General features: G+C 69.7%; 21 protein-coding genes. 8 read left to right on the top strand and 13 right to left on the bottom strand.

The annotated features are described in order from the left end of the window. Window positions 1-25: 25 nt before the first annotated feature. Complete coding sequence (locus ABCR94_RS04315) at window positions 26-772, bottom strand: maleylpyruvate isomerase N-terminal domain-containing protein (protein WP_347117633.1); 747 nt, start codon at window positions 770-772, stop codon at window positions 26-28. Between the two features lie 34 nt (window positions 773-806). Here ABCR94_RS04315 and ABCR94_RS04310 point away from each other — a divergent pair, with 34 nt between their 5' ends. Continuing rightward, window positions 807-1,265 (top strand): hypothetical protein, encoded by a 459-nt coding sequence (locus ABCR94_RS04310; RefSeq protein ID WP_521976446.1) that lies wholly within the window; start codon window positions 807-809, stop codon window positions 1,263-1,265. A gap of 21 nt (window positions 1,266-1,286) precedes the next feature. Here ABCR94_RS04310 and ABCR94_RS04305 read toward each other — a convergent pair whose 3' ends face one another. Then, window positions 1,287-2,186, bottom strand: coding sequence for an LLM class flavin-dependent oxidoreductase (locus tag ABCR94_RS04305; protein ID WP_347117631.1), 900 nt, complete (start codon window positions 2,184-2,186; stop codon window positions 1,287-1,289). 448 nt (window positions 2,187-2,634) lie between these two features. Between ABCR94_RS04305 and ABCR94_RS04300 the strand changes: the two genes are divergently transcribed. Next, the gene (locus tag ABCR94_RS04300; RefSeq protein ID WP_347117630.1) at window positions 2,635-3,504 is read left to right on the top strand and encodes a Cof-type HAD-IIB family hydrolase; all 870 of its coding nucleotides are present in this window, start codon (window positions 2,635-2,637) and stop codon (window positions 3,502-3,504) included. A gap of 131 nt (window positions 3,505-3,635) precedes the next feature. On the opposite strand, the gene ABCR94_RS04295 is transcribed toward ABCR94_RS04300, so the two are convergent. The 6 genes from ABCR94_RS04295 to hisC all read right to left on the bottom strand — a co-directional run bounded on the left by ABCR94_RS04295 (window position 3,636) and on the right by hisC (window position 14,166). Next, complete coding sequence (locus tag ABCR94_RS04295; RefSeq protein ID WP_347117629.1) at window positions 3,636-4,691, bottom strand: M23 family metallopeptidase; 1,056 nt, start codon at window positions 4,689-4,691, stop codon at window positions 3,636-3,638. Between the two features lie 143 nt (window positions 4,692-4,834). Beyond that, a complete protein-coding gene (locus tag ABCR94_RS04290; RefSeq protein WP_347117628.1) occupies window positions 4,835-6,661 on the bottom strand; it encodes a GAF domain-containing sensor histidine kinase in 1,827 nt (608 codons plus the stop codon). Window positions 6,662-6,714: 53 nt separating this feature from the next. Then, complete coding sequence (gene cydD / locus ABCR94_RS04285) at window positions 6,715-10,281, bottom strand: thiol reductant ABC exporter subunit CydD (protein WP_347117627.1); 3,567 nt, start codon at window positions 10,279-10,281, stop codon at window positions 6,715-6,717. 15 nt (window positions 10,282-10,296) lie between these two features. Then, window positions 10,297-11,301: a cytochrome d ubiquinol oxidase subunit II gene (gene cydB / locus ABCR94_RS04280; RefSeq protein ID WP_347117626.1), complete on the bottom strand. Its 1,005-nt coding sequence runs from the start codon at window positions 11,299-11,301 to the stop codon at window positions 10,297-10,299. An 11-nt stretch (window positions 11,302-11,312) separates the two neighbouring features. Then, on the bottom strand, window positions 11,313-12,821 hold the full coding sequence (locus ABCR94_RS04275) for a cytochrome ubiquinol oxidase subunit I (protein WP_347117625.1): 1,509 nt from the start codon (window positions 12,819-12,821) through the stop codon (window positions 11,313-11,315). Between the two features lie 262 nt (window positions 12,822-13,083). Next, window positions 13,084-14,166 carry a histidinol-phosphate transaminase gene (hisC, locus tag ABCR94_RS04270; protein WP_347117623.1) on the bottom strand — a complete coding sequence of 361 codons (1,083 nt, stop codon included), beginning with the start codon at window positions 14,164-14,166 and terminating at the stop codon, window positions 13,084-13,086. A 368-nt stretch (window positions 14,167-14,534) separates the two neighbouring features. Here hisC and ABCR94_RS04265 point away from each other — a divergent pair, with 368 nt between their 5' ends. The 3 genes from ABCR94_RS04265 to ABCR94_RS04255 all read left to right on the top strand — a co-directional run bounded on the left by ABCR94_RS04265 (window position 14,535) and on the right by ABCR94_RS04255 (window position 17,993). Beyond that, the gene (locus tag ABCR94_RS04265) at window positions 14,535-15,647 is read left to right on the top strand and encodes a LacI family DNA-binding transcriptional regulator (protein ID WP_347117622.1); all 1,113 of its coding nucleotides are present in this window, start codon (window positions 14,535-14,537) and stop codon (window positions 15,645-15,647) included. 272 nt (window positions 15,648-15,919) lie between these two features. Beyond that, window positions 15,920-16,990, top strand: a complete 1,071-nt coding sequence (locus ABCR94_RS04260; protein ID WP_347117621.1) for a metallophosphoesterase — start codon at window positions 15,920-15,922, stop codon at window positions 16,988-16,990. A gap of 193 nt (window positions 16,991-17,183) precedes the next feature. Next, the gene (locus ABCR94_RS04255; protein WP_347117620.1) at window positions 17,184-17,993 is read left to right on the top strand and encodes a hypothetical protein; all 810 of its coding nucleotides are present in this window, start codon (window positions 17,184-17,186) and stop codon (window positions 17,991-17,993) included. A 57-nt stretch (window positions 17,994-18,050) separates the two neighbouring features. On the opposite strand, the gene thiC is transcribed toward ABCR94_RS04255, so the two are convergent. Beyond that, window positions 18,051-19,817 (bottom strand): phosphomethylpyrimidine synthase ThiC, encoded by a 1,767-nt coding sequence (gene thiC, locus ABCR94_RS04250; protein ID WP_347117619.1) that lies wholly within the window; start codon window positions 19,815-19,817, stop codon window positions 18,051-18,053. 222 nt (window positions 19,818-20,039) lie between these two features. On the opposite strand from thiC, the gene ABCR94_RS04245 reads away from it, so the two are divergent. Then, window positions 20,040-21,416, top strand: a complete 1,377-nt coding sequence (locus tag ABCR94_RS04245) for a YibE/F family protein (protein ID WP_347117617.1) — start codon at window positions 20,040-20,042, stop codon at window positions 21,414-21,416. 70 nt (window positions 21,417-21,486) lie between these two features. On the opposite strand, the gene ABCR94_RS04240 is transcribed toward ABCR94_RS04245, so the two are convergent. From ABCR94_RS04240 to ABCR94_RS04225, 4 genes are all read right to left on the bottom strand, one after another. Next, window positions 21,487-21,921 (bottom strand): SsgA family sporulation/cell division regulator, encoded by a 435-nt coding sequence (locus tag ABCR94_RS04240; RefSeq protein ID WP_347117615.1) that lies wholly within the window; start codon window positions 21,919-21,921, stop codon window positions 21,487-21,489. A 100-nt stretch (window positions 21,922-22,021) separates the two neighbouring features. After that, the gene (locus ABCR94_RS04235; RefSeq protein WP_347117613.1) at window positions 22,022-22,792 is read right to left on the bottom strand and encodes an IclR family transcriptional regulator; all 771 of its coding nucleotides are present in this window, start codon (window positions 22,790-22,792) and stop codon (window positions 22,022-22,024) included. A 258-nt stretch (window positions 22,793-23,050) separates the two neighbouring features. After that, on the bottom strand, window positions 23,051-23,290 hold the full coding sequence (locus tag ABCR94_RS04230) for a DUF5326 family protein (RefSeq protein WP_347118448.1): 240 nt from the start codon (window positions 23,288-23,290) through the stop codon (window positions 23,051-23,053). 154 nt (window positions 23,291-23,444) lie between these two features. Beyond that, entirely contained in the window at window positions 23,445-23,762 is a 318-nt protein-coding gene (locus ABCR94_RS04225) for a cupin domain-containing protein (RefSeq protein ID WP_347117611.1), read from the bottom strand. 68 nt (window positions 23,763-23,830) lie between these two features. Here ABCR94_RS04225 and ABCR94_RS04220 point away from each other — a divergent pair, with 68 nt between their 5' ends. Together ABCR94_RS04220 and ABCR94_RS04215 are read left to right on the top strand one after the other, a co-directional pair. After that, entirely contained in the window at window positions 23,831-24,208 is a 378-nt protein-coding gene (locus ABCR94_RS04220; RefSeq protein ID WP_347117609.1) for a phage holin family protein, read from the top strand. Between the two features lie 5 nt (window positions 24,209-24,213). Beyond that, window positions 24,214-25,362, top strand: coding sequence for a cystathionine gamma-lyase (locus ABCR94_RS04215; RefSeq protein WP_347117607.1), 1,149 nt, complete (start codon window positions 24,214-24,216; stop codon window positions 25,360-25,362). Window positions 25,363-25,533 lie beyond the last annotated feature (171 nt).

The following is a 25,533-nucleotide window of genomic DNA, read 5'->3' as shown; positions in this document are numbered from 1 at the left end:
CGCGTCAGCCAGTTCACAAGCCGGTTCAGCCCAGGGTCAGCCAGTGCAGCCCCTGCCCTTCTGCGACCATGCGCTCTGCCATGGTCATCGGGAGCCGCCCGGTCGCCTTGCGCAGGAACGTCGTACGGTCCCAGCCGACTCCGGCCGTGGGCCCCGTGTATCCCCCACCAACGCCACGGCCTGCCTCGTACGGACGTCCGCCCAGCAGCAGTCGCGCCACCACCTCCGCCGCCTCCTCGGTCGGCCACGGCTCATGACCGAGCCCCGCAGCGACATCGAAGCCGTGCACACACACCTCGACGACCCGGGTGACGAGGAATTCGCCCAGCAGCATCAGGTCGCCGTGCCGGGTCCGGATCCGCCGCTCCGGCGTCTCCTTGGCACAGGTAGCGGCGACAGATCGCCAGACCGAGTCGAAGTGTTCGGCGAGGGACCGGCCGTCGGCATACGAGACGGCCGCCTCCTGGGCCGAATCGACCCCCGTGCCGTTGGCCGCCGGCGAGAAGCGCTCGTCCGGTGCGTAGTACCCGGCGGCGGTCACCAGCAACTCCGGGGCACTCGCCTCCACCTCCGGTTCCAGCTTTGGTTCTGCTTCCACCAGCATGCTGTCGACCCGGCCCACAGCAGTCGTCAGATGCGCGAACACCTCGCGCACGGTCCAGGGCGCACACGGGCTCGGACGGTCCCACTCCCCTTCAGGAAGCCCATCGACTTTCTCGTACAAACGTTGTGATTCCGCCCTGAGGGCTACCAGTACTGCTTCCCCGTCCATGGAACAAGCCTATGGATCGGGCATGATCATCGACATCGAGCACCCGCATTTTTCCAGCACCGAAGCCGTGGTCACCGCACTCCGCGCGGTCGCCGGCGACCATGCACGCGAGATGACGGTCACGGACGACATCGGTGCCGACCAGGTCTCGCGTCGCACCGCGGCCGGTGTCTTCAGCGTGGTCGACCCCGATGGTTCGCTGCCGCACGAGGCGTTCGTCGAACTGGGCGGCTCGCCGACCGTCACCGTCCGCGTCTTCCCGGAGGACGACTCGACGATCACGGTCGACGGCGTGGAGTTCGCGGATGTCCCGCGCGACGCTGCGCCCGCCTTCCTGCGTTCCGTGTACGGCGGGCTCGCGCACCTGAAGGGGAAGTTCCTCCCTCCGGGCTGGTGGCTGATCGTGTCGCTGCCCGGCGACGAGACGTACAAGGAACTCGTCGTGGGCGGCACGCTCAGCCCCTGGCTCAGCCGGATGGCCAAGACGCCGTAAGCGGGCTGCGGGGGAGACGGGTCAGGAAGTGAGCTGGGCAATCGCCTCGGTGGCGATCTTCTCGAAGACCTTCTCGTCCGCCGCGAAGTCCGAATCGGGGATCGGGGCGTGGAGCACGATCTCGGTGAAGCCGAGCGCGAAATGCTTGCCCGCGAAGTCGACGAAGGCGTCGAGGGACTCCAGCGGACCGCGCCGCTCCGGAGTGAAGCCCGTGAGCAGGACCTTGTCGATCTCGTTCACATCGCGGTCGATCTCGGCGCAGGCGGCGCCAAGCTTGGCGATCTGACCGCTGAGGGCTTCCAGCGACTGCGCGGGCGTACCTGACTCGAAAAGCTTCGGGTCGCCGGTCGTCACCCAGGCCTGACCGTGGCGGGCGGCGAGCTTCAGCCCGCGCGGCCCGGTGGCGGCGACGGCGAAGGGGAGCCGGGGCCGCTGCACACAGCCGGGGATGTTGCGGGCCTCGACGGCGGAGTAGTGGGTGCCCTCGTGGGTGACCGCGGGCTCACTGAGCAGCCGGTCAAGAAGCGGCACGAACTCACCGAAGCGATCGGCCCGCTCACGCGGGGTCCAGGGCTCCTGGCCGAGCGCGGTCGCGTCGAAGCCGTTGCCACCGGCGCCGATGCCGAGCGTGACCCGCCCGCCGGACACGTCGTCCAGCGTGATCAGGTCCTTGGCGAGAGTCACCGGGTGCCGGAAGTTCGGCGAGGTGACGAGGGTGCCGAGGCGCATCCGCGAGGTGGCGGCGGCCGCTGCGGTGAGGGTCGGCACGGCGCCGAACCACGGGCCCTCACGGAAGGTCCGCCAGGACAGGTGGTCGTAGGTGTACGCGGTGTGGAAACCGAGCTGCTCGGCTCGCTGCCATGCGTCACGGCCGCCGTCCGACCAGCGGTAAATGGGAAGGATCACGGTGCTCAAGCGCATGCTCCGACCCTACGTGGCCCGAGCACCGCACGGCGGCCCAGGGGGGCGACCCCGACCGGGAAGCCGACAGGAGCCGGGAAGCCGACCCTGCACGGCATACGAGGCGGGCGTGAGCCGAAGTCGGCCTGCCACCGACGGCGGCTTGAGCCCAGGAATGCCGGCGCGGCGCCCAAGGCCGACGCGGCTCACCGGAGGCAACACGAGCGACGGACAGCACGGACAGCACGGACAGCCGAACGGACGAGACGAACGGGGACGGACCGCCGGGACAGACGGGACGCACAGCCGGCACGGACAGCCGGACGACCGGGCGGCCCTTGGGACCTCCGCCGTCGGCTCGCAGGGGCGCCAGCTCCCGCACATCTCAGAGGTGTGGCCCCACTCTCAGATGTGCACCCCTTCGCACGTCCGTGCAGTTACCTGCGTGTTCATACGCGAAGATGCACCTGTGACCTCAGCTACCGACCCCCGCCCCGCCCGCCCGGCCCCCGCCACCGTCCGGCCGCGGCTGATCGCCACCGACCTCGACGGCACTCTGCTGCGCGACGACAAGTCCGTCTCGGACCGTACGATCGCCGCGCTCGCCGCCGCCGAGGAGGCCGGCATCGAGGTCTTCTTCGTCACCGGCCGCCCGGCCCGCTGGATGGATGTCGTCAGCGACCACGTCCACGGCCACGGCCTGGCGATCTGCGCCAATGGCGCCGCCGTAGTCGACCTGCGTGCCGACGGCAAGCTGATCGAGGTCCGGCCACTGCCCCGCGGCACCGCGCTCACTGTCGTGGAGGCCCTGCGCGCCGCCGCCCCCGACACCTCCTTCGCGGTCGAGCTGACCACCGGCATCCACTACGAGCCGACGTACCCGCCCTTCCATCTCGATCCGGGCGCGACCGTCGCCACCGCCGAGAAGCTGCTCCAAGAGCCGACTCCGGGCGCGGGGGATCCGGTCATCAAGCTGCTCGCCCACCACACCGAGCTGTTCCCCGACGCCTTCCTCACCCTGGCCCGCGCGACCGCCGGTGGAAGTGCGTCGATCACCCGGTCCAGCCCGACCGCCCTGCTGGAGATCAGCGGCCCCGGCGTCTCCAAGGCGAGCACCCTCGCGCAGTGCTGTGCGGAGCGTGGCATCTCGCCCGCGGAGGTTGTGGCCTTCGGCGACATGCCCAACGACGTGGAGATGCTGACCTGGGCGGGCACGTCGTACGCGATGGGCAACGCCCATCCGGACGTGGTGGCCGCGGCGTCCGGACGTACCGTCGCGAACAACGAGGACGGCGTCGCGGTCGTCATCGAGCGGATCCTGGCCGGCGGCGGCCTGTAGTCCCGGACGAGCCGCGCAATCACGGCCGACCGAGGCCGACCGTACGGTCCCGGACCCGTCCCTCCCAAACACGGACCCGGCAACGGCACGAGCAGCCTGGGGCCGGAGGCAAAGGGCAAGGGCGGGACGCGTCAGAGCTTCACCCCGTGCTCGCGCAGCCAGCGGGCCGGGTCGACGCCCGACCCCAGGTACGGGGTGAGCCGCACCTCGAAGTGCAGGTGCGGCCCGGACGAGTTGCCGGTGGTGCCGGCCTGCCCGAGCCACTGTCCCGTCCGCACCTTCTCCCCCTGGTCGACGCTGACCCCGGCGAGGTGCGCGTACTGCGAGTAGTAACCGCCCGGGTGCCCGACCACCACCTCGATGCCGAAGCCCCCGCCGCAGGAGACCGAGACGACACGTCCGGCGCCGACGGAGCGCACCGGTGTGCCGATGTCCACGGCGAAGTCCTGCCCGGTGTGCCGATTGCTCCAGCGCGCGCCCGAGCCGCCGAACCCGGCGGACAGCTCATACGTCTCGACCGGCGTCACCCACGCGCGCGTGGCGGACAGCGCCCGCTGCTCCAGCCGTACGGCGCCCGCGCAGCGCCCCGCGGCGACACTGCGGTCCGCGGCGCTCTGCAGCTTCCATCTGGCGTCTTCGAGTTTCGTCTGGATGCCCCGCTTGATTCCCGCCAGGCGTGCGGTGCGGCCGGCCAGCTCCCGCCACACGGCGGACGCCGCCTTCTCGTCCGTGGCGAGTTTGCGCTCCGCCCGCTCGGCGCGCTCCAGCATGCGCGTGACGGCCAGGTCGGCCTGCCAGGCGAGCCGCTGACCGTCCATCAATTCCTCGGGATCATCGGCAAGCAGCAACTGCGCGGTGTACTCGATGCCTCCACCGCCGACGCGGTACTGGGCGCGGGCGACCCGGCCGAGATTCGCGTGCAGCGCCTTGATGCCGCGGCGTTCCAAGGCGAGCAGCAGTTCCAGCCGGACAGCCCTGGCCCGTTGCGTCTGCGCCGCGCGCCTACCCTGCTCGTACGTCTGGGTGGCCCGCGCCGCCTCCTCGTACAGACGCGCCACCTCAGCCCCGATGGCGGGCCCGTCGGAAGGGGCGATCCGCTCGCCGGCTCGTGCCGGTGCGGATGCGACGAGGCACAGGAGCACACACAGCACCGGGACGAGGGGCCGATGACGGAGTCCGAGGCGCATCCACGGATCGTGGCCCTGTCACAGCACGAATGCGCGCATAGCGGTCGCGCCACCGGGTGTCGTCCCGCCATCCGGCCTACAGCGGGCGTCCGTGCCGGGCAGCCGCGCACCCCGGCACGGCCACGCACCCGGGCGCGCCCCTCCTACAGCGGTGCTTCCCAGACCACCGTGGTCCCCGCGCCGTCCTCGCCGATCCCCGACCCGCACCTGCTCGACCCACCCAGCGACTCCGCCCGTCGTTTGAGGTTGCGCAGTCCACTGCGCCGGCCGCCCTCCGGGATGCCCACCCCGTCGTCCGCGACCGAAAGACGCACCCCGGCCGTCCCGTCCGGCATCGTCACCGTCGCGTCGACGACGACTTCGATCCGGGCCGCCCCCGCGTGCCGGAAGGCATTGGACAGCGCCTCACGCAGGGCCGCGATCAGGTTCTTGCCGGTGAGTTCGCCGACCAGCGCGTCGATCGCGCCGACGAAGCGGTGCGCGGGTTTGAAGCCCAGCGGCACAGCGGCCATGTTGATCTCCCGCAGCACACGCGTACGCAGCCCCGAAGGGGCTTCGGCGGGGCCCTGTTGGAGCGCGAAGATGGCTGTACGGATCTCCTGGATCGTCACGTCCAGCTCATCCACGGCCCTGCCCACGCCAGTCTGCACCTCGGGCACCGGCGAGGTGCGCTGGGCGCTCTCCAGCATCATCCCGGTGGCGAACAGCCTTTGGATGACCAGGTCGTGCAGGTCGCGGGCGATCCGGTCGCGGTCCTCGTACACCGCGAGCCGCTCCCGGTCCCGCTGCGCCTCCGCCATCATCAGCGCGAGTGCCGCCTGCGAGGCGAACTGGGTGGCCAGCGTCCGCTCCGCCTCCGTGAACTGCTTACCGCCACGCGCGCGAGGCGTGACAAGCGCGCCGAGCACCCGCCCCCCGCTGTGCAGCGGCAGCATCATGCACGGGCCGTATCTGGTCGCCAACTTGCTGACCATGCGTGGATCGTTCGCCGCGTCGTTGACGAACACCGCCTCGCCGCCGAGGAGTTTGGCGGTGACCGGGCTCTCCGGCGGGATGATCAACCCCATCGACTGGGACGGATCGTCGGCGGAGACCGCGACGATCTCCAGGCCGCCCTCGGCTGCGGGCAGCAGCACTATTCCGGCTGCCGACGCGGCCAGCCGACGGGCCTGTTCCGCGACGACCGTCAGTGCGTCGTCAGCGTCGCCGCCCGACAACAGGGCGGTGGTTACGGCGACCGAGCCGTCGATCCAGCGCTCGCGCTGGCGCGCCGCCTCGTACAGCCGGGCATTGCCGATGGCGATCCCGGCCTCGGTGGCGAGCACCCGGACCATGTGCAGGTCGTAGTCGTTGAACTCGGCCCCGCCGGCCTTCTCGGCCAGGTAGAGATTGCCGAAGATCTCGCCCTGTACGCGAATGGGCACACCCAGGAAGGTCCGCATCGGGGGATGGTGGGCGGGAAATCCGGCGAAGCGCGGGTCGGCCGTCAGATCGGCGAGCCGCACCGGCTCGGGGTGCCGGATCAGTGCGCCGAGCAGCCCCTTGTGGCCGTGCGGCAGCCGGCCGATGCGGGCAGCCGACTCCCCGGTGACTCCGTAGGTGACGAAGTCGGAGAGGCCGTCACCCTCCTCGTCGACGACGCCGATCGCCGCGTATCGCGCGCCGGCGAGCTCCGCCGCCGTCTCGCAGATCCGGTCGAGGGTGGAGTGCAGCTCCAGGCCTGTGCCGACGGATCGCATGGCCTCAAGGAGCTGCGGCACACGGGCGGTGAGCTCGATGGAGAGGCCTTGCAGGCTGCGGGTCGCCCGCGTCGCGTCTTCGAGCGTGTCCTCGGTGTCCTTGGCGTCCCAGGTGTCCTCTGTGCCGTCGGTATCCCAGCCGTCCCTGACATCGCTCGGGTCCCTGAAATCGCTCGGATCGCTCGGATCGCTCTGGTCGCTCGGGGCGCGCGGCACGTACGGCACTGACATGCCCTTGAGACTAGTTAGTCCTATTTCAAGAGGAAAGTCGGGTGTCGAGTGATTCAGCCGCCCGTACGTACGGTTGCGCCTTCTGCGCGTACGGCTCGACCTCCTGCGCGCGGTCCGGCCTGCCAGGTGGCGGCCGGTCCGGCTTCCCGCTCGCGGGCCAGCATCCGCCGCAGCGGCCCCTCGGCCTCCGCCAGCGCCGCGTAGCCGCCCCGCTGCACGACCCGCCCCTCGTCCAGCACGATCACCTCGTCCACCGCGGCGAGGCCCTGCAACCGGTGGGTGATGAGCAGCGTCGTACGCCCCTCGGTCGCCCTCAGCAGGTCGGCCGTCAACGCGTCCGCCGTCGCCAGGTCCAGATGCTCGGCCGGCTCGTCGAGCACTAGGACGGGGAAGTCCGCGAGGAGGGCGCGGGCCAGTGCAAGGCGCTGGCGCTGGCCGCCGGACAGCCGGGCGCCGTGTTCCCCGACGAGCGTGTCAAGCCCGTCGGGCAGGGCGTCGACCCAGGTCAGCAGCCGAGCGGCGCTCAACGCCTGCCGCAGCTCATCCTCGGTGGCGTCCGTGCGGGCCAGCCTGAGGTTCTCCCGTACGGAGCTGTCGAAGAGGTGCGCGTCCTGCGCGCACAGTCCGACGAGCCGCCGTACGTCGTCCCCGGCCAGCTCCGCGGTGTCCGTACCGCCGAGCGTGTAGGTCCCCGCCCCCGCGTCCAGGAACCGCAGCAGCACCTGCGCCAGTGTCGTCTTCCCGGATCCGGAGAGGCCGACCACCGCGATCCGGCTGCCCGCCTCCAGCGTCAGGTCGAAGTCCGCCAGCGCGTCCCGCTGCTGCCCCGCGTACCGGGCGCTCAAGCCCCGCACCTCCAACGGGAACGGCGAAAGGGGCCGGCGAGCGGGGACTGCGGGCTCATGCACCGGCACCGGCGCGTCCAGCACCTCGTACACCCGCTCCGCGCTGCGCTTGACGCGCTGCCGGTACTGCACGGCGAGCGGCAGCCCGGTGACCGCCTCGAACGCGGCCAGCGGGATCAGTACCACCACCGCCAGAGACACCCCCGACAGCCGCCCGTCGTGCACGGCCTGCACCCCGACGAACGCGGCGCACACCACCGTGAGCCCGCACACCAGCGCCGAGAGCCCACCGCCGAGCGCGGTGGCGGCAGCGGCCCGCGAGGCGATCCGTGTGAGCACCGCATCGGCCTCTTTCACCTCACCGGTACGGCGCTTCATTGCCCCCGCGACGGTCAACTCGGCCGTGCCGCCGAGCAGATCGGCAATGCGGGTGGCCAGCGTCCCCCGCGCGGGAGCCAGTTGCCGCTCGGCCCGCCGGGCACACGCCCCGCTCACCAGCGGCACTCCGACCCCGGCGACGATCAGCCCGACAGCCAGCACGGCACCCGCCTCGGGCAGCAGCCACGCGGTGAACCCGACGGCTCCCGCGCCCACCGTCAGGGCCGCCCCGGCCGGCAGCAGCCAGCGCAGCCAGTAGTCCTGCAGCGCGTCCACATCGGCGACGAGCCGGGACAGCAGATCGCCGCGCCTGGTCCCGCGCAGCCCGGCCGGGGCGATCCGCTCCAGCCTGCCGTAGACCGCCGCCCTCAGCTCGGCGAGCATGCGCAGCACCGCGTCGTGGGACACGAGCCGCTCGGCGTAGCGGAACACGGCCCGCCCGATACCGAAGGCCCGGGTCGCCGTGACCGCCACCATCAGATAGAGCACGGGCGGCTGTTCGGACGCCCGCGAGATCAACCAGCCGGAGACGGCCATGAGCCCCACGGCCGACCCCAGCGCGAGGCTCCCCAGCAGGAGCGCCAGGGCCAGCCGGCCACGCAGGGCGCCTGCGGCCGCCCGGACCCGGGCCAGCACGCCTACGCCGGCTACGCCCTCCACAGGCTCGCTGACGGGCGCCACGGCCTCCTCGGCCGCCCCACGCGCCGTACCGTCCACCGGCTGCCACGGGCGCCCCTGAAGGGGCACAGCGGCGCCTCCGTCCGGGATCGGGCGGGACAGTTCGACCACCCGGTCCGCCACCGCGAGCAGCGCCGGACGGTGGACCACCAGCACCACCGTTCGCCCTGCCGCCAGTCGCCGGACGGCGTCGACGATGCCCGCCTCCGTCTCGCCGTCGAGGTTCGCCGTCGGCTCGTCGAGCAGCAGCAGGGGCCGGTCGGCCAGGAACGCCCTTGCCAGGGCCAGCCGTTGCCGCTGCCCCGCCGAGATCCCCGCGCCGTCCTCACCGAGGCGTGTTTCCACACCCTGGGGGAGGGCGGCCACGAAGTCGTATGCCCCCGCGTCCCGCAGAGCGGCGATCACGGCCGCCTCGTCCGCGCCCGGCCGCGCGAGCCGTACGTTCTCGGCGATCGTCCCTGCGAAGAGATGCGGGCGCTGCGGCACCCAGGCGATCCGCTCCCGCCATCGCTCCATCGATACGTCGGCCAGGTCCGTGTCCCCGACGAGGACCCGTCCCTCGTCCGCCGGCGCGAAGCCCAGCAGCACATTGAGCAGCGTGGTCTTGCCGACCCCGCTCGGCCCGACGACCGCGACCGTCTCGCCCTCCCCGACGACCAGCGAGGCCGAGTCGAGCGAGGCCTCGCTTCGTCCCGGGTGCCGGACCGTCACACCTTCCACCCGCAGCGCACCGGCGGGGGCGTCTCCCGTGCCGTCCGCCCGTGGCTCCGTCTCCAGCACTTCGAAGATCTCTTCCGCGGCGGACAGCCCCTCGGCCGCCGCGTGGTACTGCGCCCCGACCTGCCGCAACGGCAGATACGCCTCGGGTGCGAGCACCAGAATGACCAGGCCCGTGTACAGGTCCAGGTCCCCGTGAACGAGCCGCATACCGATACCGACCGCCACCAGCGCCACCGAGAGAGTGGCCAGCAGTTCCAGCGCGAACGACGACAGGAACGCGATCCGCAGCGTCCGCAGTGTGGCCTGCCGGTACTCGTCGGTGATCGAGCGGATCGACTCGGCCTGCGCCTTCGCCCGTCCGAAGACCTTGAGTGTCGGCAGCCCGGTGACCACGTCCAGGAAGTGCCCGGACAACCGGGACAGCAGCCGCCACTGACGGTCCATCCGCGCCTGGGTCGCCCACCCGATGAGGATCATGAAGATCGGGATCAGCGGCAGGGTCACCACGATGACCGCGGCCGAGACCCAGTCCTCGGTGACGATCCGCGCGAGCACCGCCATCGGCACGACCACCGCGAGCCCGAGCTGCGGCAGATACCGCGAAAAGTAGTCGTCCAGCGCATCGACGCCCCGCGTCGCGAGGGCGACCAGCGAACCGACCCGCTGCCCGGTCAGCCACCCCGGTCCCAGACCGACGGCCCGCTCCAGCAGCCGTCCTCGCAGCTCGGACTTGACCGCCGCGCTCGCCCGGTGCGCGGCAAGCTCGGTCAGCCAGGCCACCAGCCCCCGCCCCAGCGCGACCGCCGCCAGCAGAAGCAGTGGCGTACGCAACTCGGTACCGTCAAGACCCCGCTGGAAGGAGCCCACCACCACTTCGGCGATGAGCATCGCCTGGGCGACGACCAGGCCCGCCCCGGCCAGCCCGAGAACCACCACCGCTCCCAGGAAGAAGCGGGTGGCTCGGGCGTACCGGAGCAGACGCGGGTCGATCGGTTTCACGTGAAACATCCCCCACTAGTGGGGGGCATCGGCGATGTGCTGGGTGCCGATGCGCTTACGGAACACCCAGTACGTCCACCCCTGGTAGAGCAGCACCACCGGCGTGGCGATGCCTGCGCACCAGGTCATGATCGTCAGGGTGTAGGGCGTGGACGAGGCGTTGGTGACGGTGAGGTTCCACGCGTCGTTCAGCGAGGACGGCATGACGTTCGGGAAGAGCGTCAGGAAGAGCATCGTCACCGCGGCGACGATGGTCACGCCGGACAGGCCGAACGCCCATCCCTCGCGTCCGGCGGCGGTGAACCCGATGGCCGCGACCAGTGAAAGCACCGCCACGATCATCGCGACGAGGCTCGCGCCGTCGCCGTTGTCCTTCTGCGTCCAGATCAGGAAGACGAGGGCCAGTACCGCGGTGACAACCCCGAGCTTGAGCGCCAGCCCGCGCGCCCGCTGCCGGATGTCGCCGAGCGTCTTGAGCCCGGCGAACACGGCGCCGTGGAAGGTGAAGAGGCTCAGTGTGACGAGCCCGCCCAGGAGGGAGTACGGGTTGAGCAGATCCCAGAGGTTGCCGACGTACTCCATGTCCGCGTCGATCTTCACGCCGCGCACGATGTTGCCGAAGGCGACACCCCACAGGAAGGCCGGCAGCAGCGAGGTCCAGAAGATCGCGTGCTCCCAGTTGGTCTGCCAGCGGTCCTCGGTGCGCTTCGCCCGGTACTCGAAGGCGACGCCGCGGACGATGAGGCAGAACAGGATCAGCAGCAGGGGCAGATAGAAGCCCGAGAAGAGCGTGGCGTACCACTCGGGGAAGGCGGCGAAGGTCGCACCGCCCGCGCTCAGCAGCCACACCTCGTTGCCGTCCCAGACGGGCCCGATGGTGTTGATGAGGACCCGTCGCTCCTTGCGGTCGCGGGCGAGCAGCTTCGTCAGGACACCGATGCCGAAGTCGAATCCTTCCAGGAAGAAGTAGCCGATCCATAGAACGGCGATGAGTACGAACCAGACGTCGTGGAGTTCCATACCTCAGCTCCTCAGTACGAGAAGGCCATAGGCCGGTCGGCGTTTTTGTCATCGCCGCCGATCTTGGTGGGCGGGTTGAGGTCGTCCTCCGTGAGTTCCGGCGGTCCGGCCTTGATGTACTTCAGGAGCAGCCTGACCTCAATCACGGCGAGCACCGCGTAGAGCAAGGTGAAGACGATCATCGAGGTGAGGACCTCGCCCTGCGAGACGCCGGGGGAAACCGCGTCACGGGTGCGCAGGACGCCGTAGACGACCCAGGGCTGCCGCCCCATCTCGGTGAAGATCCAGCCCCAGGAGTTGGCGATCAGCGGGAAGCCCATGGTCCACAGCGCCACGAGCCAGTACCACTTGGTGAACTTCGCGCCGAGTGCCTTGTTCCGGAAGAGCACCAGATTCGGTGGCTCGTCCTCACCGGTCCGCAGTGCCGGTGGCAGCAGGAACTTCTTGCGTGTCAGCCACAGCCCGAGCAGTCCCAGGCCGAAGGACGCCATCCCGAAGCCGATCATCCAGCGGAAGCCCCAGTAGGCGACGGGGATGTTGGGCCGGTAGTCGCCGGGGCCGAACTTCTCCTGCTCGGACTTGTTGACGTCGTTGATGCCCGGCACGTACGAGCTGAAGTCGTCGTGGGCGAGGAAGGACAGTATTCCGGGGATCTGGATGGCAACGGTGTTGTGGCCGGCCTCGACGTCCCCGTACGCGAAGATCGAGAAGGGCGCCGGTGCCGCGCCGTCCCACAGTGCCTCGGCCGCAGCCATCTTCATCGGCTGCTGCTTGAACATGACCTTGCCGAGGAGGTCGCCGCTGACGGCGGTGAGCAGGCCGGCGATCACGACGGTGATCAGGCCGAGCCGCAGCGAGGTCCGCATCACCGGGATGTGCCTCTTGCGGGCCAGGTGGAAGGCGGAGATGCCGACCATGAACGCGCCGCCGACCAGGAAGGCCGCCGTCATGGTGTGGAAGAACTGAGTGAGCGCGGTGTTCTGGGTGAGCACCGCCCAGAAGTCGGTGAGTTCGGCCCGGCCCCGTTCCTCGTTGATCCGGTAGCCGATCGGGTGCTGCATCCAGGAGTTGGCCGCCAGGATGAAGTAGGCGGACAGGACCGTGCCGATCGAGACCATCCAGATGCAGGCGAGGTGGATCCTCTTCGGCAGCTTGTCCCAGCCGAAGATCCACAGCCCGATGAAAGTGGACTCGAAGAAGAACGCGATCAGGGCCTCGAAGGCGAGCGGGGCGCCGAAGACGTCCCCCACGAAGCGCGAGTAGTCGGACCAGTTCATGCCGAACTGGAACTCCTGCACGATGCCGGTGACGACACCCATCGCGATATTGATCAGGAAGAGCTTGCCCCAGAACTTGGTGGCCCTGAGGTACTTCTCGTTCTCCGTGCGGACCCAGGCGGTCTGCAGGCCGGCGGTGAGCGCGGCGAGCGAGATCGTCAGGGGCACGAAAAGGAAGTGGTAGACGGTGGTAATGCCGAACTGCCATCGCGCCAAGGTCTCCGGCGCCAGAGCTAGGTCCACGTCGTCTTCTCCTTCACATCGCCGTGGGTCGCATCGCCGTGGGTTACATCGGCAGTTTGATCCTTCAATCCCATCGATCATGGGAGGAACAAGACACGCTTGTGAACGTGTTCACATTCACTAGCTATTATTGCGCACGACTGTTCGGAACGTCCTCCCGGGGGTGCGATCGGGAGGTACGACTCTGCCCCCGAGCGCCGGTGCGGCGGGCGGGGGCACAGAAAAGCGCAGGCAGGGGCGGTCAGAGGGCCACTCCACGGTCCTACAGCTCCTTGCGGAACGCCTTCGCGGCATGCAGGAAGATGTCATTGGCCTCGGGCTCACCGATGGTGACCCGCAGGCCCTCGCCCGCGAAGGGCCGCACCACGACGCCGGCCTTCTCGCAGGCCGCCGCGAAGTCGGTCGTACGCTCCCCCAGCCGCAGCCAGACGAAGTTCGCCTGCGTCTCGGGCACGGTCCAGCCCTGCTCGACCAGGCCGTCGTACACCCGCGCCCGCTCCCCAACCAGCGAGCCGACCCGGCCGAGGAGCTCGTCCTCCGCCCGCAGCGAGGCGACCGCCGCGTCCTGCGCCAGCTGGCTGACGCCGAAGGGCACCGCGGTCTTGCGCAGCGCGGCGGCCACCGGCTCGTGCGCCACGGCGAACCCGACCCGCAGACCGGCCAGGCCGTACGCCTTGGAGAAGGTACGCAGCACCGCCACGTTCGGCCGGTCGCGGTAGAGCTCGATGCCGTCCGGCACATCGGCGTCCCGGACGAACTCCCGGTACGCCTCGTCCAGCACCACCAGCACATCGGAGGGCACCCGGTCCAAGAAGCGCTCAAGCTCGGCTCTGCGCACCGCCGTGCCGGTCGGATTGTTCGGGTTGCAGACGAAGATCAGCCGGGTCCTGTCGGTGATCGCGTCGGCCATCGCGTCCAGATCGTGCACATCACCGGCCGTGAGCGGCACCTGCACCGCAGTGGCACCGCTGATCCGCGTGATGATCGGATAGGCCTCGAAGGAGCGCCAGGCGTAGATCACCTCGTCGCCGGGCCCCGAAGTCGCCTGGAGCAGCGACTGCGCGACACCGACCGACCCGGTACCGGTGGCCAGATGCGTCAGCGGCACATCGAACCGGTCGGCGAGCTCGTTCATCAGACCGGTGCAGGCCATGTCCGGGTATCGGTTGAAATGACCGGCAGCCGCGACCGTGCTCGCCAGCACGCTCGGCAGCGGCGGATACGGGTTCTCGTTGGAGGACAGCTTGTACGCCACCGGCTCCCCGGCCGCCGCCGCACTCCGCCCCGGCTTGTAGGTGGGAATGCCGTCCAGCGCCGTGCGCAGCTTGGGGCTCTTCTCGCTCACTCTGGGTCCTCCTCGACCGTACTACCGCCAATGCTGCTCACCTTATGAGGATTGGCGGCCGCTGCGAATGGGCTGCGGGGAGAAGAACGAGGAAGGGCCGAAGGGGCGGGGGGCGCTCGCCACCATGGCGCACGCCGGTGGCCCACGCCGTGGCGCGCATCCCTCGTGAAGGTGAGTTGAGACCTCTTCGAGACCTGGGACACTTGGCGGGCCCACGCCGGTCCACGGGCGTCACCGACCCTTCAGACCTCATAAGTCCCATGGTTTCCAAGGTCATTGACAGATCATCACCATGCAGAAACGTGCCTGCCAAAGAGCGCATATGCGTCCGCCCTAACCACCCGCCCGAGCCCTACTATCGGCTCGCCATGACAGCAGCAGGGAAGCATCAGGTGAGCCGGACGGAACCACCCCGGCGGAGCACCCGGCCAGGACGCGCGGGCATCAGAGACGTCGCCGCAGCCGCAGGCGTCTCGATCACGACCGTCTCCGACGCGCTCAATGGCAAGGGCCGGCTCCCGGACGCCACCCGCAGCCATGTCCGCGAGGTCGCCGAACGGCTGGGCTATCGCCCATCCGCGGCGGCCCGAACCCTCCGTACCGGCAAGTCGGGCCTCATCGGCCTGACAGTGACCACGTACGGGGATGAACCTTTCACCTTCACGGAGTTCGCGTACTTCGCCGAAATGGTCAGAGCCGCGACCTCGGCCGCGCTCGCCCGCGGCTACGCACTTGTCATCCTGCCCGCCACCTCCCGTCACGACGTCTGGTCGAACGTCGCACTCGACGGGACCGTCGTCATCGACCCGTCCGACCAGGACGCGGTCGTCACCGAGCTCGTACGCCAAGGCGTTCCCGTCGTCTCCGACGGCCGCCCCGCCGGCAGCCTGCCCGTGACCGCCTGGGTCGACAACGACCATGAAGCCGCCGTACTCGGACTGCTCGACCACCTCGCCGACGCCGGTGCCCGCCGTATCGGGCTGCTCACCGGGAACACCACGGACACCTACACCCGCCTCTCCACCGCCGCTTACCTGTGCTGGTGCGAGCGGGTCGGCCAGGACCCGGTCTACGAGTCCTACCCGGCCCACGACCCCTGTGCGGGCGCTGTCGCCGCCGACCGGCTGCTGGCCCGCCCGGACAGGCCGGATGCCGTCTACGGGCTCTTCGACCCCAACGGCACCGATCTGCTCGCCGCCGCCCGCCGCTACGGACTGCGCGTCCCCGAGGACCTGCTGCTGGTCTGCTGCAGCGAGTCCACCGTGTACGCCGCCACCGAACCGCCCATCACCACGCTCTCGCTGAAACCACGCAGGATCGGCACCGCGGTCGTCCAGCTCCTCATCGACGCGATCGAAGGCCTCAATACCGACCGTCCCGTCGAGCAGGTCATACCCACGGAACTCATCGTCCGTACGTCCTCACAGCGAAGGCCGCATCGCACAACAGTGAGCGCGCCTCGCTCGCCGGCCGGGGACTGAGACCGGGGGACGGGTACGGACCCGTTCCGAGGAACGGGTCCGAGGGCCGAGTCGTCCGGGAGCCGCGTCCGAAGACTGACGGGGACTGACGGGGACTGACCTCCCCAATTCGGACGAAACCACCGGTGAACCGCAGGTGCAGCCGGATTCACCACCCCTGGTGCGTCACACAGCACGAGCGTCATTCCTATGATGGGCGCACGACACTGCGGACCACCCGAAACCAGGTGGGGTCGAGAGGTGTAGGCGGCGCGACGGTGGTGGAGGGGTCGATGACTCAGGGGGCCGGTCAGGGACCCGCGGTGCGGACGGCTACATTGCGGGACTTCCGCGTACCGCCGTACGCACAGGCCCCCATTCCCGGGCAGGCAAGCGCCTACGGGATCGACGACGAGCCGGAGGGGTACACACCCACCCAGCGCGACCTCCCGGTGATCAGCCGCGGTGGTCCCGGAGACACGGTTCAGGTGCCGGTGCAGGCCGCGCCCGAGCCCCGTCCCGCGGACGGCGAAGGCCTCGGCCCGCTCTTCGTCGTGGGCGACGTGCACGGTTATCTGGACCAGCTGATCGGCGCGCTGGCCGAGCAGGGCCTCATCGACACGGAGGGCCAGTGGGCGGCAGGCAACGCCCGCCTCTGGTTCCTCGGCGACTTCACCGACCGCGGCCCCGACGGCATCGGCGTCATCGACCTGGTGATGCGGCTCTCCGCGCAGGCCGCGGCGGCCGGCGGCTACTGCAAGGCCCTCATGGGCAACCACGAGCTGCTGCTCATCGGCGCCAGGCGGTTCGGCGACACCCCCGTCAGCTCGGGGGCGGGCACCGCCACCTTCCAGGCCGCCTGGCTCCTCAACGGCGGCCAGAAGTCCGACATGGACCGCCTCCAGGACGTACATCTGCAGTGGATGTCCCGCCTCGACGCGGTCGCGTTGGAGGACGCGCATCTTCTGACGCACTCCGACACCACGGCTTACCTCGATTACGGCGGCACCATCGAGGACGTGAACGACACGATTCACGCCATCCTCACCCGCAACGACGCCGACGAGTGCTGGGATGTCTTCCGCAAGCTGACGAAGCGCTTCGCGTTCCGCGACGAGGGCGGTTCACAGGCGGTGCGCGATCTGCTGGACGCATACGGCGGAGAGCGCATCGTCCATGGTCACAGCCCCATCCCGTATCTGCTGGGCCAGGTCGGCAATGAAAGCTCAGAGGACGGCGACGGCGGTTCGGGCCCCATGGTGGACGGCCCCCATGTGTACGCCGACGGGCTCGCCATCGCCATGGACGGGGGCGTCACCATGGCCGGAAAGCTGCTCGTGGTTCAACTTCCCTTGCAGGATTGACGCATGACGGACGCCTACCGGGGAAGGCGAAGCACGATACAGACTGGGTTCACCACCGGGCCAATTTCTGGAAACCCCCTGTCACCCCGTGCCGTAGGCGCTCTACCATCGGCTTATCCGTAGCAGGCTCTCCTCCGTTTCCGCCCAATCGCCCGTTCGAAGCGGGCAAACCGGCCCTACGGAGCATCGGGGGATGCACATGAACAGCGCTCCGCACCTGCTGGCCGAGGACCGCCCGGAGTATGAGCGTGTCCTGGATGAAGCACTGCGCAACGCGCACAACCACCCGGACCTCGCCGCCGTCGGACAGCGACTCAACACCGAACAGCTGCGCACCATGGCTCTCAACGCCAGCGCGATCATCAGCGCCGCCGCGGCTGCCGAGTACGACCACTACGTGAAAGCCCGTGAGGAATTCCGCACGCCCCGCAGTGCGGACCACGGCAGCAGCTCTGTCCTCGCCATGCGCGAGCCCGAGGCAACCGGCGCGGGCGCCGTCGCCGTCGTCGCCGTCCTGACACCGGTACTGGCCGGCACGGCCGCCGCGATCTTCCTGCTCGTCGGGTATCTGCTCAAGATGCTCACCCCCGAGCCCGCCTTCGCCGAGACGCTGTTGACGGCGGGCTGGCTCTTCGGGGCGATCACCGCGGCGGGCATTCTCGTCGCCGCCGTCGGGCTGCTGCTGACAGCCCTGCGCAACGGCTCGTCCGCGTTCACCGACGGCCCGGGAGGTGAGCTGACCGAAGAGGTCGGCCAGGCGAAGGAGGCCTGGCGGCACGCCCTGCGGGAACGCGGTGTCGTGCCGTTCCTCCGGGACGCCCTGGTCGACCCGGAGGCCGGGCAGAGCACCCCGACGCCGCAGCGGGCCGCAGGCCGAATCCCCAACCTCGGTTACTCACGGCCGGACTTCAGCAGTCCGGGCCCGGACGGCGGCACCGCGCCAGGACCGCGCCCGAGCTTCTCCAGCCCCGACTACGGCGGCCCGGACCACAAACCGGAGTAAGTGGTCCAGGCCGAAACCGTCTTGAGAACCGAGCCGACGATCGTCAACCGGCGATCGTCAGTCGGCAATCGGGAGATACACCCGGTTGCCGGCCGCCGCGAACTCCGCCGACTTCGCCGCCATGCCCGCCTCGACCTCCTCCTGCGTACCCCCGTGGTCGCGCCGGATGTCGTGGCTGATCTTCATCGAACAGAACTTCGGACCGCACATCGAGCAGAAGTGCGCCGTCTTCGCGCCCTCCGCGGGGAGCGTCTCGTCGTGAAACTCCCGTGCCGTGTCCGGGTCCAGGGCCAGGTTGAACTGGTCCTCCCAGCGGAACTCGAACCGCGCGTCCGACAGTGCGTCGTCCCAGTCCTGCGCGCCCGGGTGCCCCTTGGCGAGGTCCGCGGCATGGGCGGCGATCTTGTACGTGATGACGCCGGTCTTCACGTCGTCCCGGTTGGGCAGGCCCAGGTGCTCCTTGGGCGTGACGTAGCAGAGCATCGCCGTCCCCCACCAGGCGATCATCGCCGCGCCGATGCCGGAGGTGATGTGGTCGTACGCCGGGGCCACATCCGTGGTGAGCGGGCCGAGCGTGTAGAAGGGCGCCTCCTCGCAGATCTCCTGCTGGAGGTCGATGTTCTCCTTGATCTTGTGCATCGGGACGTGGCCGGGTCCCTCGATCATGGTCTGTACGTTGTGCCGCTTGGCGATCGTGTTGAGCTCACCGAGGGTCGTCAGCTCGGCGAACTGCGCCTCGTCGTTGGCGTCCGCGATCGAGCCGGGCCGCAGACCGTCGCCGAGCGAGTACGTCACGTCGTACGCCGCGAGGATGTCGCAGAGCTCCTCGAAGTTCTCGTAGAGGAACGACTCCTTGTGGTGCGCGAGACACCAGGCAGCCATGATCGAGCCGCCGCGCGAGACGATGCCGGTCTTGCGGCGGGCGGTCATCGGCACGTACCGCAGGCGCACGCCTGCATGGACCGTCATGTAGTCGACGCCCTGCTCGGCCTGCTCGATGATGGTGTCCTTGTAGACCTCCCAGGTCAGCTCCTCGGCCTTGCCGTCCACCTTTTCCAACGCCTGGTAGAGCGGGACAGTGCCGATCGGGACGGGGGAGTTGCGCAGCACCCATTCGCGGGTGGCGTGGATGTTGCGGCCGGTCGAGAGGTCCATGACCGTATCCGCGCCCCACTTGGTGGCCCAGGTCATCTTGTCGACCTCCTCCTCGATGGAGGAGGTGACCGCGGAGTTCCCAATGTTGGCGTTGACCTTCACCAGGAACCGCTTGCCGATGATCATCGGCTCGATCTCGGGGTGATTCACGTTCATCGGCATGACGGCCCGGCCCGCGGCGATCTCCTCCCGCACGACCTCGGGTGAAACGTTCTCCCGGATGCCGATGTACTCCATCTCCGGGGTGACGTCGCCACGACGGGCGTACGCGAGCTGCGTCACCGCCTGCCCGTCACGGCCCCTGCGGGGCAGCCGCGGCCTGCCGGGGAACACCGCGTCGAGGTTGCGCAGTCCACCGCGCGGCGAGGTGTGCTTGATCCCGTCGTCCTCCGGACGGAGCGGGCGGCCCGTGTACTCCTCGGTGTCACCACGACCGATGATCCAGTTCTCCCGCAGCGGTGCGAGCCCGCGGCGGACGTCCGTCTCGACGGTGGGGTCGGTGTACGGGCCGGACGTGTCGTACAGCGTCACGTCCTTCCCGTTGGTGAGGTGCACCTGGCGGACCGGCACCCGGAGGTCGGGGCGCGAGCCCTCGACGTATCCCTTGTGCCAGCCCGGCTTGCGCTCCGCCTGATCGGCGGCAGGCGTGCGTGCATCCTGAACGGTCATGAGACCTACTCCCTACGCCGGCATTACCCGGTAACAGGTTCGGCGGTCGACGCAGCGGCTTCCGTATCCGGCGTACTGGCATGAGCCAGACATTCCGCACGAAGGTCAGCGCCCTCTCAGCCCGGTGCTCCGAGCTCCCGCGTGTGCAAAGGTGCCCCCACGCTAGCGTCCTCTCTGGCGCGCTGAACAGAGGGCCCCCGCCGTTCTTGCGATGATCGGTCGGTGACGCACCCACAGCCGACTCCAGAACAGCACGGCCACACCCACAGCCATGGGCCCGCCGCACCGGTCTCCAAACACCTGCGCAAGGTGATCGCGGCGGTGCTGATCCCCTTCGCGGCGGCGGTCGTCGTCGGCCTCGTCATGCTCTGGCCCGGCGGTGCGCCGGCCCATGAGCGCACGGGCGTCGGCTTCGACCGGCAGACGGTGCAGGGCAAGGTGACCGCCGTACAGCGCGTCGACTGCAAGGACGTGAACGCCGCCCAGGTCCCGCCGACCGGCGACACCTCCACGCCCGAGGGCCGCGAGGCGCAGCAGGCCGAGACGGGCAGCTGCAAGAAGGCGACCGTCGAGGTCGGCTCCGGCAAGGACAAGGGCAGGACCTTCACGGAGATCGTCCAGCCGGACGCGCCGCGGCAGTTGAAGGACGGCCAGGGTGTGGTGGTGGCGTACGCGCCCGACGCGCCCCGCGACCTCCAGTACTCGGTGACCGATGTGAACCGCAAGTTCCCGATGGCCCTGCTGGCCGGGATCTTCGCGCTCGCGGTGATCGTGGTCGGCCGGATGAAGGGCCTGATGGCGCTGATCGCGCTCGCGGTGTCCTTCGCGATCCTGACCCTGTTCATCCTGCCGGCGATCCTGCAGGGCTCGAATCCGCTGGTCGTCGCGGTCGTCGGGGCGAGCGCCATCATGCTGATCGCGCTCTACGCCTGCCATGGGCTGACGGCCCGTACGTCCGTCGCCGTGATCGGCACGCTCATCTCGCTGTTGCTGATCGGGCTGCTCGGCTCGCTCTTCATCGGCTGGGCGTTCCTGAGCGGCAACACGGACGACAACACCGGTCTGATCCACGGCCTCTACCCGGACATCGACATGAGCGGTCTGCTGCTCGCCGGCGTCATCATCGGCTCGCTCGGTGTGCTCGACGATGTGACGGTCACCCAGACGTCGGCCGTCTGGGAACTCCACCAGGCGGACCCGAAGATGGGCCCCCGCGCCCTCTACCGGGCGGGTATCCGCATCGGCCGCGACCACATCGCGTCCGTCGTCAATACGCTGGTGCTGGCCTACGCGGGCGCGGCGCTGCCCCTGTTGCTGCTCTTCTCGATCGCCCAGAGCAGTGTCGGCACGGTCGCGAACAGCGAGCTGGTGGCGGCGGAGATCGTACGGACCCTGGTCGGCTCGATCGGTCTGGTCGCGTCGGTGCCGGTGACCACCGCGCTCGCGGCGCTGGTCGTGTCCGCCGACAGGACGGGCACCACCGGCGCCTCCGGACCCGCCGCCCCTTCCGGACCGGCCGGCTCCCCGCAGACCCCCGCCGAGTCCCCCGCGCGCGGCTCCAGCAGCAGGGGCGGCAGGGGAAGGCGCCGCAAGCCCTGACCGCACGGCGCACGACCTCAGGGCGCCGCCCGGCCGACTCGTCCGGCCGGCCGGGCGCCCGGTCCGGCACTCAGCCCGCGGTCTCCTCGGCGAGGATCCGGCCGAGCGCCGCCTCCAGGTTCCCCTCGAAGTCCCCGAGGGTGCGCTCCTGCCCCAGCGGTACGAGCTTGTCCGTACGGTCGAGGAAGGCCACCAGCGGCGCCGCGCTCGCCCGGAACAGCGCGCGGTCGTCGCCGACCCGGAGCCGGAGGTGGACGTCCAGGAGGTCCCCGAGGTCGGTCGGCTCGATGTGCACGTCACCTTCGCCGCAGCCCTGGCTGAGACCGTCCAGGAGCAATTCGCGGCCGAAGGTCCAGCTGACGGGGGCGTCGCCGGGGAGGTGGAATGTCATTCGGATCGCGTAGGGATCCCTGGCCGCGTACTGGAGCTCCACCGGGATCCGGAAGGAGAGCTCTTCGGAGACAAGGAAGCTCATCATGACCTCTGCCTGAACCGACTCGCGCATCACTCACCCCGCACTTTGTGTAACTGGCCAGGAATGGTCTCTCCTGGCCCTATTGACGCAATCGTGCTGGAAGCGCAAGCAGATCACAAGGAGTGATTTTTCAGATACTGATAGAGAATGCGAGGGAGTTGAGCAACACCCCTACCGCACTGCGTAGTTGCTCGATCGCGGGGAGCAACTGATCTTCTTGACTTGAGGGTACGGAAATGGCCAAAGCGGCAGCAGTGTCACCCACTGTGATCGGAATAGCCGCGCAGAGCGTGCCGAGCACGTACTCCTGACGCTCCACCACGGGCCGCATCCGCTCCATCGCCGCCAGCCGCTCCAGCAGGGTGTCCCGGCCGTTCACGGTGTACGGGGTGAGCGGTTGGACGGGGTGGCGGTCCAAGTGGTCCCGGCGGGAGGGCTCGTCGAGCTGGCTGAGCAGGCACTGGCCCAGTGCGTGGGCATGTCCGGTCTCGCGGAAGTCGGCCCACTCCTCGACGGCGGGGACCGCGGCGCTCTGGGCAACCGCGACCAGGTCGATCTCACCGCCGCGATAGACCGTGAAGTAGACGGGGACGCCGATCGTGTCCCGCCAGTGCTCCAGCGACTGCGTGATCATGCTGCGGCGGCGGTGCTGCATGCTGCCGCGCGCCAGTCGCCCGGCTGCCTCACCGAGTACGAACACACCGCTCTCGCGCCGCAGATACCCCTCGTGGACCAGCGTGCGCAGCAGGTGGTAGGCGGTGGGGAGGGGGAGGCCGGCCTCCCGGGCGAGCTGTTTGGCGGGGGCCCCGTCCCGATGCGCGCCCACGGCTTCGAGGAGCCGAAGGGCTCGTTGCACCGAGCCGATCAGGGTTGGAACGGCGGCGGTTTGAGCCGTGGCCACAGGCACCCCCAGGCGTGCTGACGGGCAACGCGCCCGCCCTGCGGGGGCCGCCCCCGCGAGCCCGCCGCGAACCTGGTGCCGACTGGAGTGGTACGTACCGCTGATCAGCGGGGTTGCCGGGCCATGAGTCCCAGGAGGCAGCAGAGATTCGCCACTGTAACGGCCGGATCCGGGCGCACACGCGGTTTCCTGGGCCCGGGTCCCTCAAGTGGACTAACGGTCGCGCGGAGCACTGACGGGCCGCCCATCGCCGTCCGGCTACCAGCCACTGTCCGAGGACGACGATGACGATGACGATGACGAAGACGAAGACCCCTTGAACTTCCGTACGACGTAGATCAGACCGCCGACCAGGGCGACGAAGACCAGAAGCTTGAAGAGCAGCGTGACCAGCACACCGACCGCGCTCAGAATCGCACCGCCGAACACGAACAGTGCGAGGACCGGCAGCGCGACCCACTTCACCCACCACGGCATTCCCACGAAAATCTCCCGCACAGCCATCGTCCTGCCTCTTCCCACTCAGCGTTCGGAGCCAATTGCTCCGAGCGGAACTTCCTGATCCCGATGCTAGGCGCGCACCGGGGGCGAACGGGGGGCTCCGAGCCCTTGAAGACCCCTGACCGTCCCCCTAGGGAACCGGGGCTCCGGGTCAGCTCTCGGGCGGAGAGAAGACCACCATGACCCGCAGGTCCTCGGTGATGTGATGGAACTTGTGCGGCACGGAAGCCGGTACGTACACGACGCTCCCCCGCCCCACCAGCGTCGTCTCCATCCCGACCGTGATGGACGCCCGGCCGCTCACGACGAAGTACACCTCGTCCTGTCCGTGGGGCTGCTGCGGGTCGCTGTCGCCCGCGTCCAGTGCGTACAGGCCGACCGACATGTTCCTCTCCCGCAGGAACTGCAGATACGCGCCGTCATTGGCCGCGCGCTCCGCTTCAAGCTCATCAAGTCGGAATGCCTTCATCGTCCGTCCGTCCCTCGGCCGCCGTGCGCCGGTGTCCAGCGCCGATCATGTCTGCCACGATCAGACACATGATGAATTTCCTAGTCAAGACGATCGCCAACGCGGGTGCCCTGGCCGTGGCCATCTGGCTGCTCGCGGACATCACGCTGACCGGCGACAGCACGGGCAAGAAGGCCCTCACCCTGATCATCGTGGCGCTGCTCTTCGGCCTGGTGAACTTCCTCGTCAAGCCGGTCGTGAAGCTGCTGACGCTCCCCCTGTTCATCCTCACCCTCGGCCTGATCACGCTGGTGATCAACGCCTTGATGCTGCTGCTGACCTCCTGGCTGGCCGACAAGTTCGACCTCGCCTTCCACGTGGAGGGCTTCTGGACCGCCGTGCTCGGCGGCCTGATCATCAGCGTCGTCTCCTGGGCACTGAACGTCGTCATGCCCGACAAGGACTGACGCACATGGGCATAGGAGACGGCACCCGGGCGGTACGGGCCGGGCTGCCCACACCGGTCGCGTACGAACCGACTCTCCCGGGACCGGTCTTCGCCGCGCACTTCCACCTGCCCGGCGAACCGACAGGCCCGTACACCTACGGCCGCGACTCCAACCCCACCTGGACGCATCTGGAGCGCGCCATCGGCGAGCTGGAGGCGCCGGGCGAGGAGGGCGTGGAGACCGTTGTCTTCGCCTCCGGCATGGCCGCGGTCTCGGCCGTCCTCCTGTCGCACGCGCGCTCCGGCGACACGGTGGTGCTGCCCGACGACGGCTACCAGGCGCTGGCGCTGGTGCGCGAGCAGCTGGCGGCGTACGACGTAAAAGTGCGCACCGCGCCGACGGCGGGCGATGCCCAGCTCGGCGAGCTCGAAGGGGCGCGGCTGCTGTGGATCGAGACGCCGTCGAACCCCGGGCTCGACGTGTGCGACATCCGCAGGCTCGCGGACGCTGCGCACGCCGCGGGCGCACTGGTCGCCGTCGACAACACCCTCGCCACCCCCCTCGGCCAGCGGCCCCTGGAGCTCGGCGCGGACTTCTCCGTGGCCAGCGGCACCAAGGGGCTCACCGGCCACGGCGATGTGCTGCTCGGCTATGTGACCTGCCGCGATCCGGAGCTGGCGGCTCGGGTACGGCGCTGGCGCAAGGTCGTCGGGGCGATCCCCGGGCCGATGGAGGCCTGGCTGGCGCACCGTTCGCTGGCCACCCTCCAGCTGCGCGCCGACCGGCAGGGCGCGACCGCGCTGACGCTGGCCGAGGCGCTGCGCGGGCACCGCGCGGTGAGTGACCTGCGCCATCCCGGGCTGCCCGGGGACCCGTCGCACGCCGTCGCCTCGCGCCAGATGCGGCGCTTCGGCTGCGTGGTCTCCTTCACGCTGCCGGACCGGGGGTACGCGGAGCGTTTCCTGGACGCGCTGCGGCTGGCCGACGACGCCACGAGCTTCGGGAGTGTGCGCTCCACCGCGGAGCGGCGCGGACGGTGGGGCGGCGACGCGGTGCCGGAGGGCTTCATCCGCTTCTCCGTCGGTGCCGAGGACCCCGAGGACCTGGTGGCCGACGTACTGCGCTCGCTCGACGAGGCGGCGCCCGGGGGGCACGACGCAGGGGCGCGCTGATCGCGTCCCGCGCCCCCCTTGCGCATCGCACCCCTTGCGCATCGCACCCCTTGCGCACCGCGCCCGCTACGGACAACGGACGGTCCGAGCCTCCCCCTCTTGGCTCGGACCGTCCCGGTTCTATGCGCGAAGAACCGCGCGCACAAGGCTAGTTGACTCTGCGTCAGTGTC

Origin of the sequence: Streptomyces changchenzhani (genome assembly GCF_039766235.1) — a bacterium.
Taxonomy (GTDB): Bacteria; Actinomycetota; Actinomycetes; order Streptomycetales; family Streptomycetaceae; genus Streptomyces.
Note: the sequence above shows the minus strand (reverse complement) of the source record. Positions and strands in the feature narration are given on the sequence as shown.

Excerpts from the sequence above, each read along its gene's own strand:
- ABCR94_RS04265 (WP_347117622.1), top strand. The coding sequence starts at position 14,535 with ATGACAGCAGCAGGGAAGCATCAGGTGAGCCGGACGGAACCACCCCGG.
- cydB (WP_347117626.1), bottom strand. The coding sequence starts at position 11,301 with ATGGAACTCCACGACGTCTGGTTCGTACTCATCGCCGTTCTATGGATC.
- ABCR94_RS04255 (WP_347117620.1), top strand. The coding sequence starts at position 17,184 with ATGCACATGAACAGCGCTCCGCACCTGCTGGCCGAGGACCGCCCGGAG.
- ABCR94_RS04290 (WP_347117628.1), bottom strand. The coding sequence starts at position 6,661 with ATGTCAGTGCCGTACGTGCCGCGCGCCCCGAGCGACCAGAGCGATCCG.
- ABCR94_RS04315 (WP_347117633.1), bottom strand. The coding sequence starts at position 772 with ATGGACGGGGAAGCAGTACTGGTAGCCCTCAGGGCGGAATCACAACGT.
- ABCR94_RS04295 (WP_347117629.1), bottom strand. The coding sequence starts at position 4,691 with ATGCGCCTCGGACTCCGTCATCGGCCCCTCGTCCCGGTGCTGTGTGTG.
- ABCR94_RS04240 (WP_347117615.1), bottom strand. The coding sequence starts at position 21,921 with ATGCGCGAGTCGGTTCAGGCAGAGGTCATGATGAGCTTCCTTGTCTCC.
- ABCR94_RS04305 (WP_347117631.1), bottom strand. The coding sequence starts at position 2,186 with ATGCGCTTGAGCACCGTGATCCTTCCCATTTACCGCTGGTCGGACGGC.
- ABCR94_RS04260 (WP_347117621.1), top strand. The coding sequence starts at position 15,920 with ATGACTCAGGGGGCCGGTCAGGGACCCGCGGTGCGGACGGCTACATTG.
- ABCR94_RS04215 (WP_347117607.1), top strand. The coding sequence starts at position 24,214 with ATGGGCATAGGAGACGGCACCCGGGCGGTACGGGCCGGGCTGCCCACA.
- thiC (WP_347117619.1), bottom strand. The coding sequence starts at position 19,817 with ATGACCGTTCAGGATGCACGCACGCCTGCCGCCGATCAGGCGGAGCGC.
- ABCR94_RS04220 (WP_347117609.1), top strand. The coding sequence starts at position 23,831 with ATGATGAATTTCCTAGTCAAGACGATCGCCAACGCGGGTGCCCTGGCC.
- ABCR94_RS04225 (WP_347117611.1), bottom strand. The coding sequence starts at position 23,762 with ATGAAGGCATTCCGACTTGATGAGCTTGAAGCGGAGCGCGCGGCCAAT.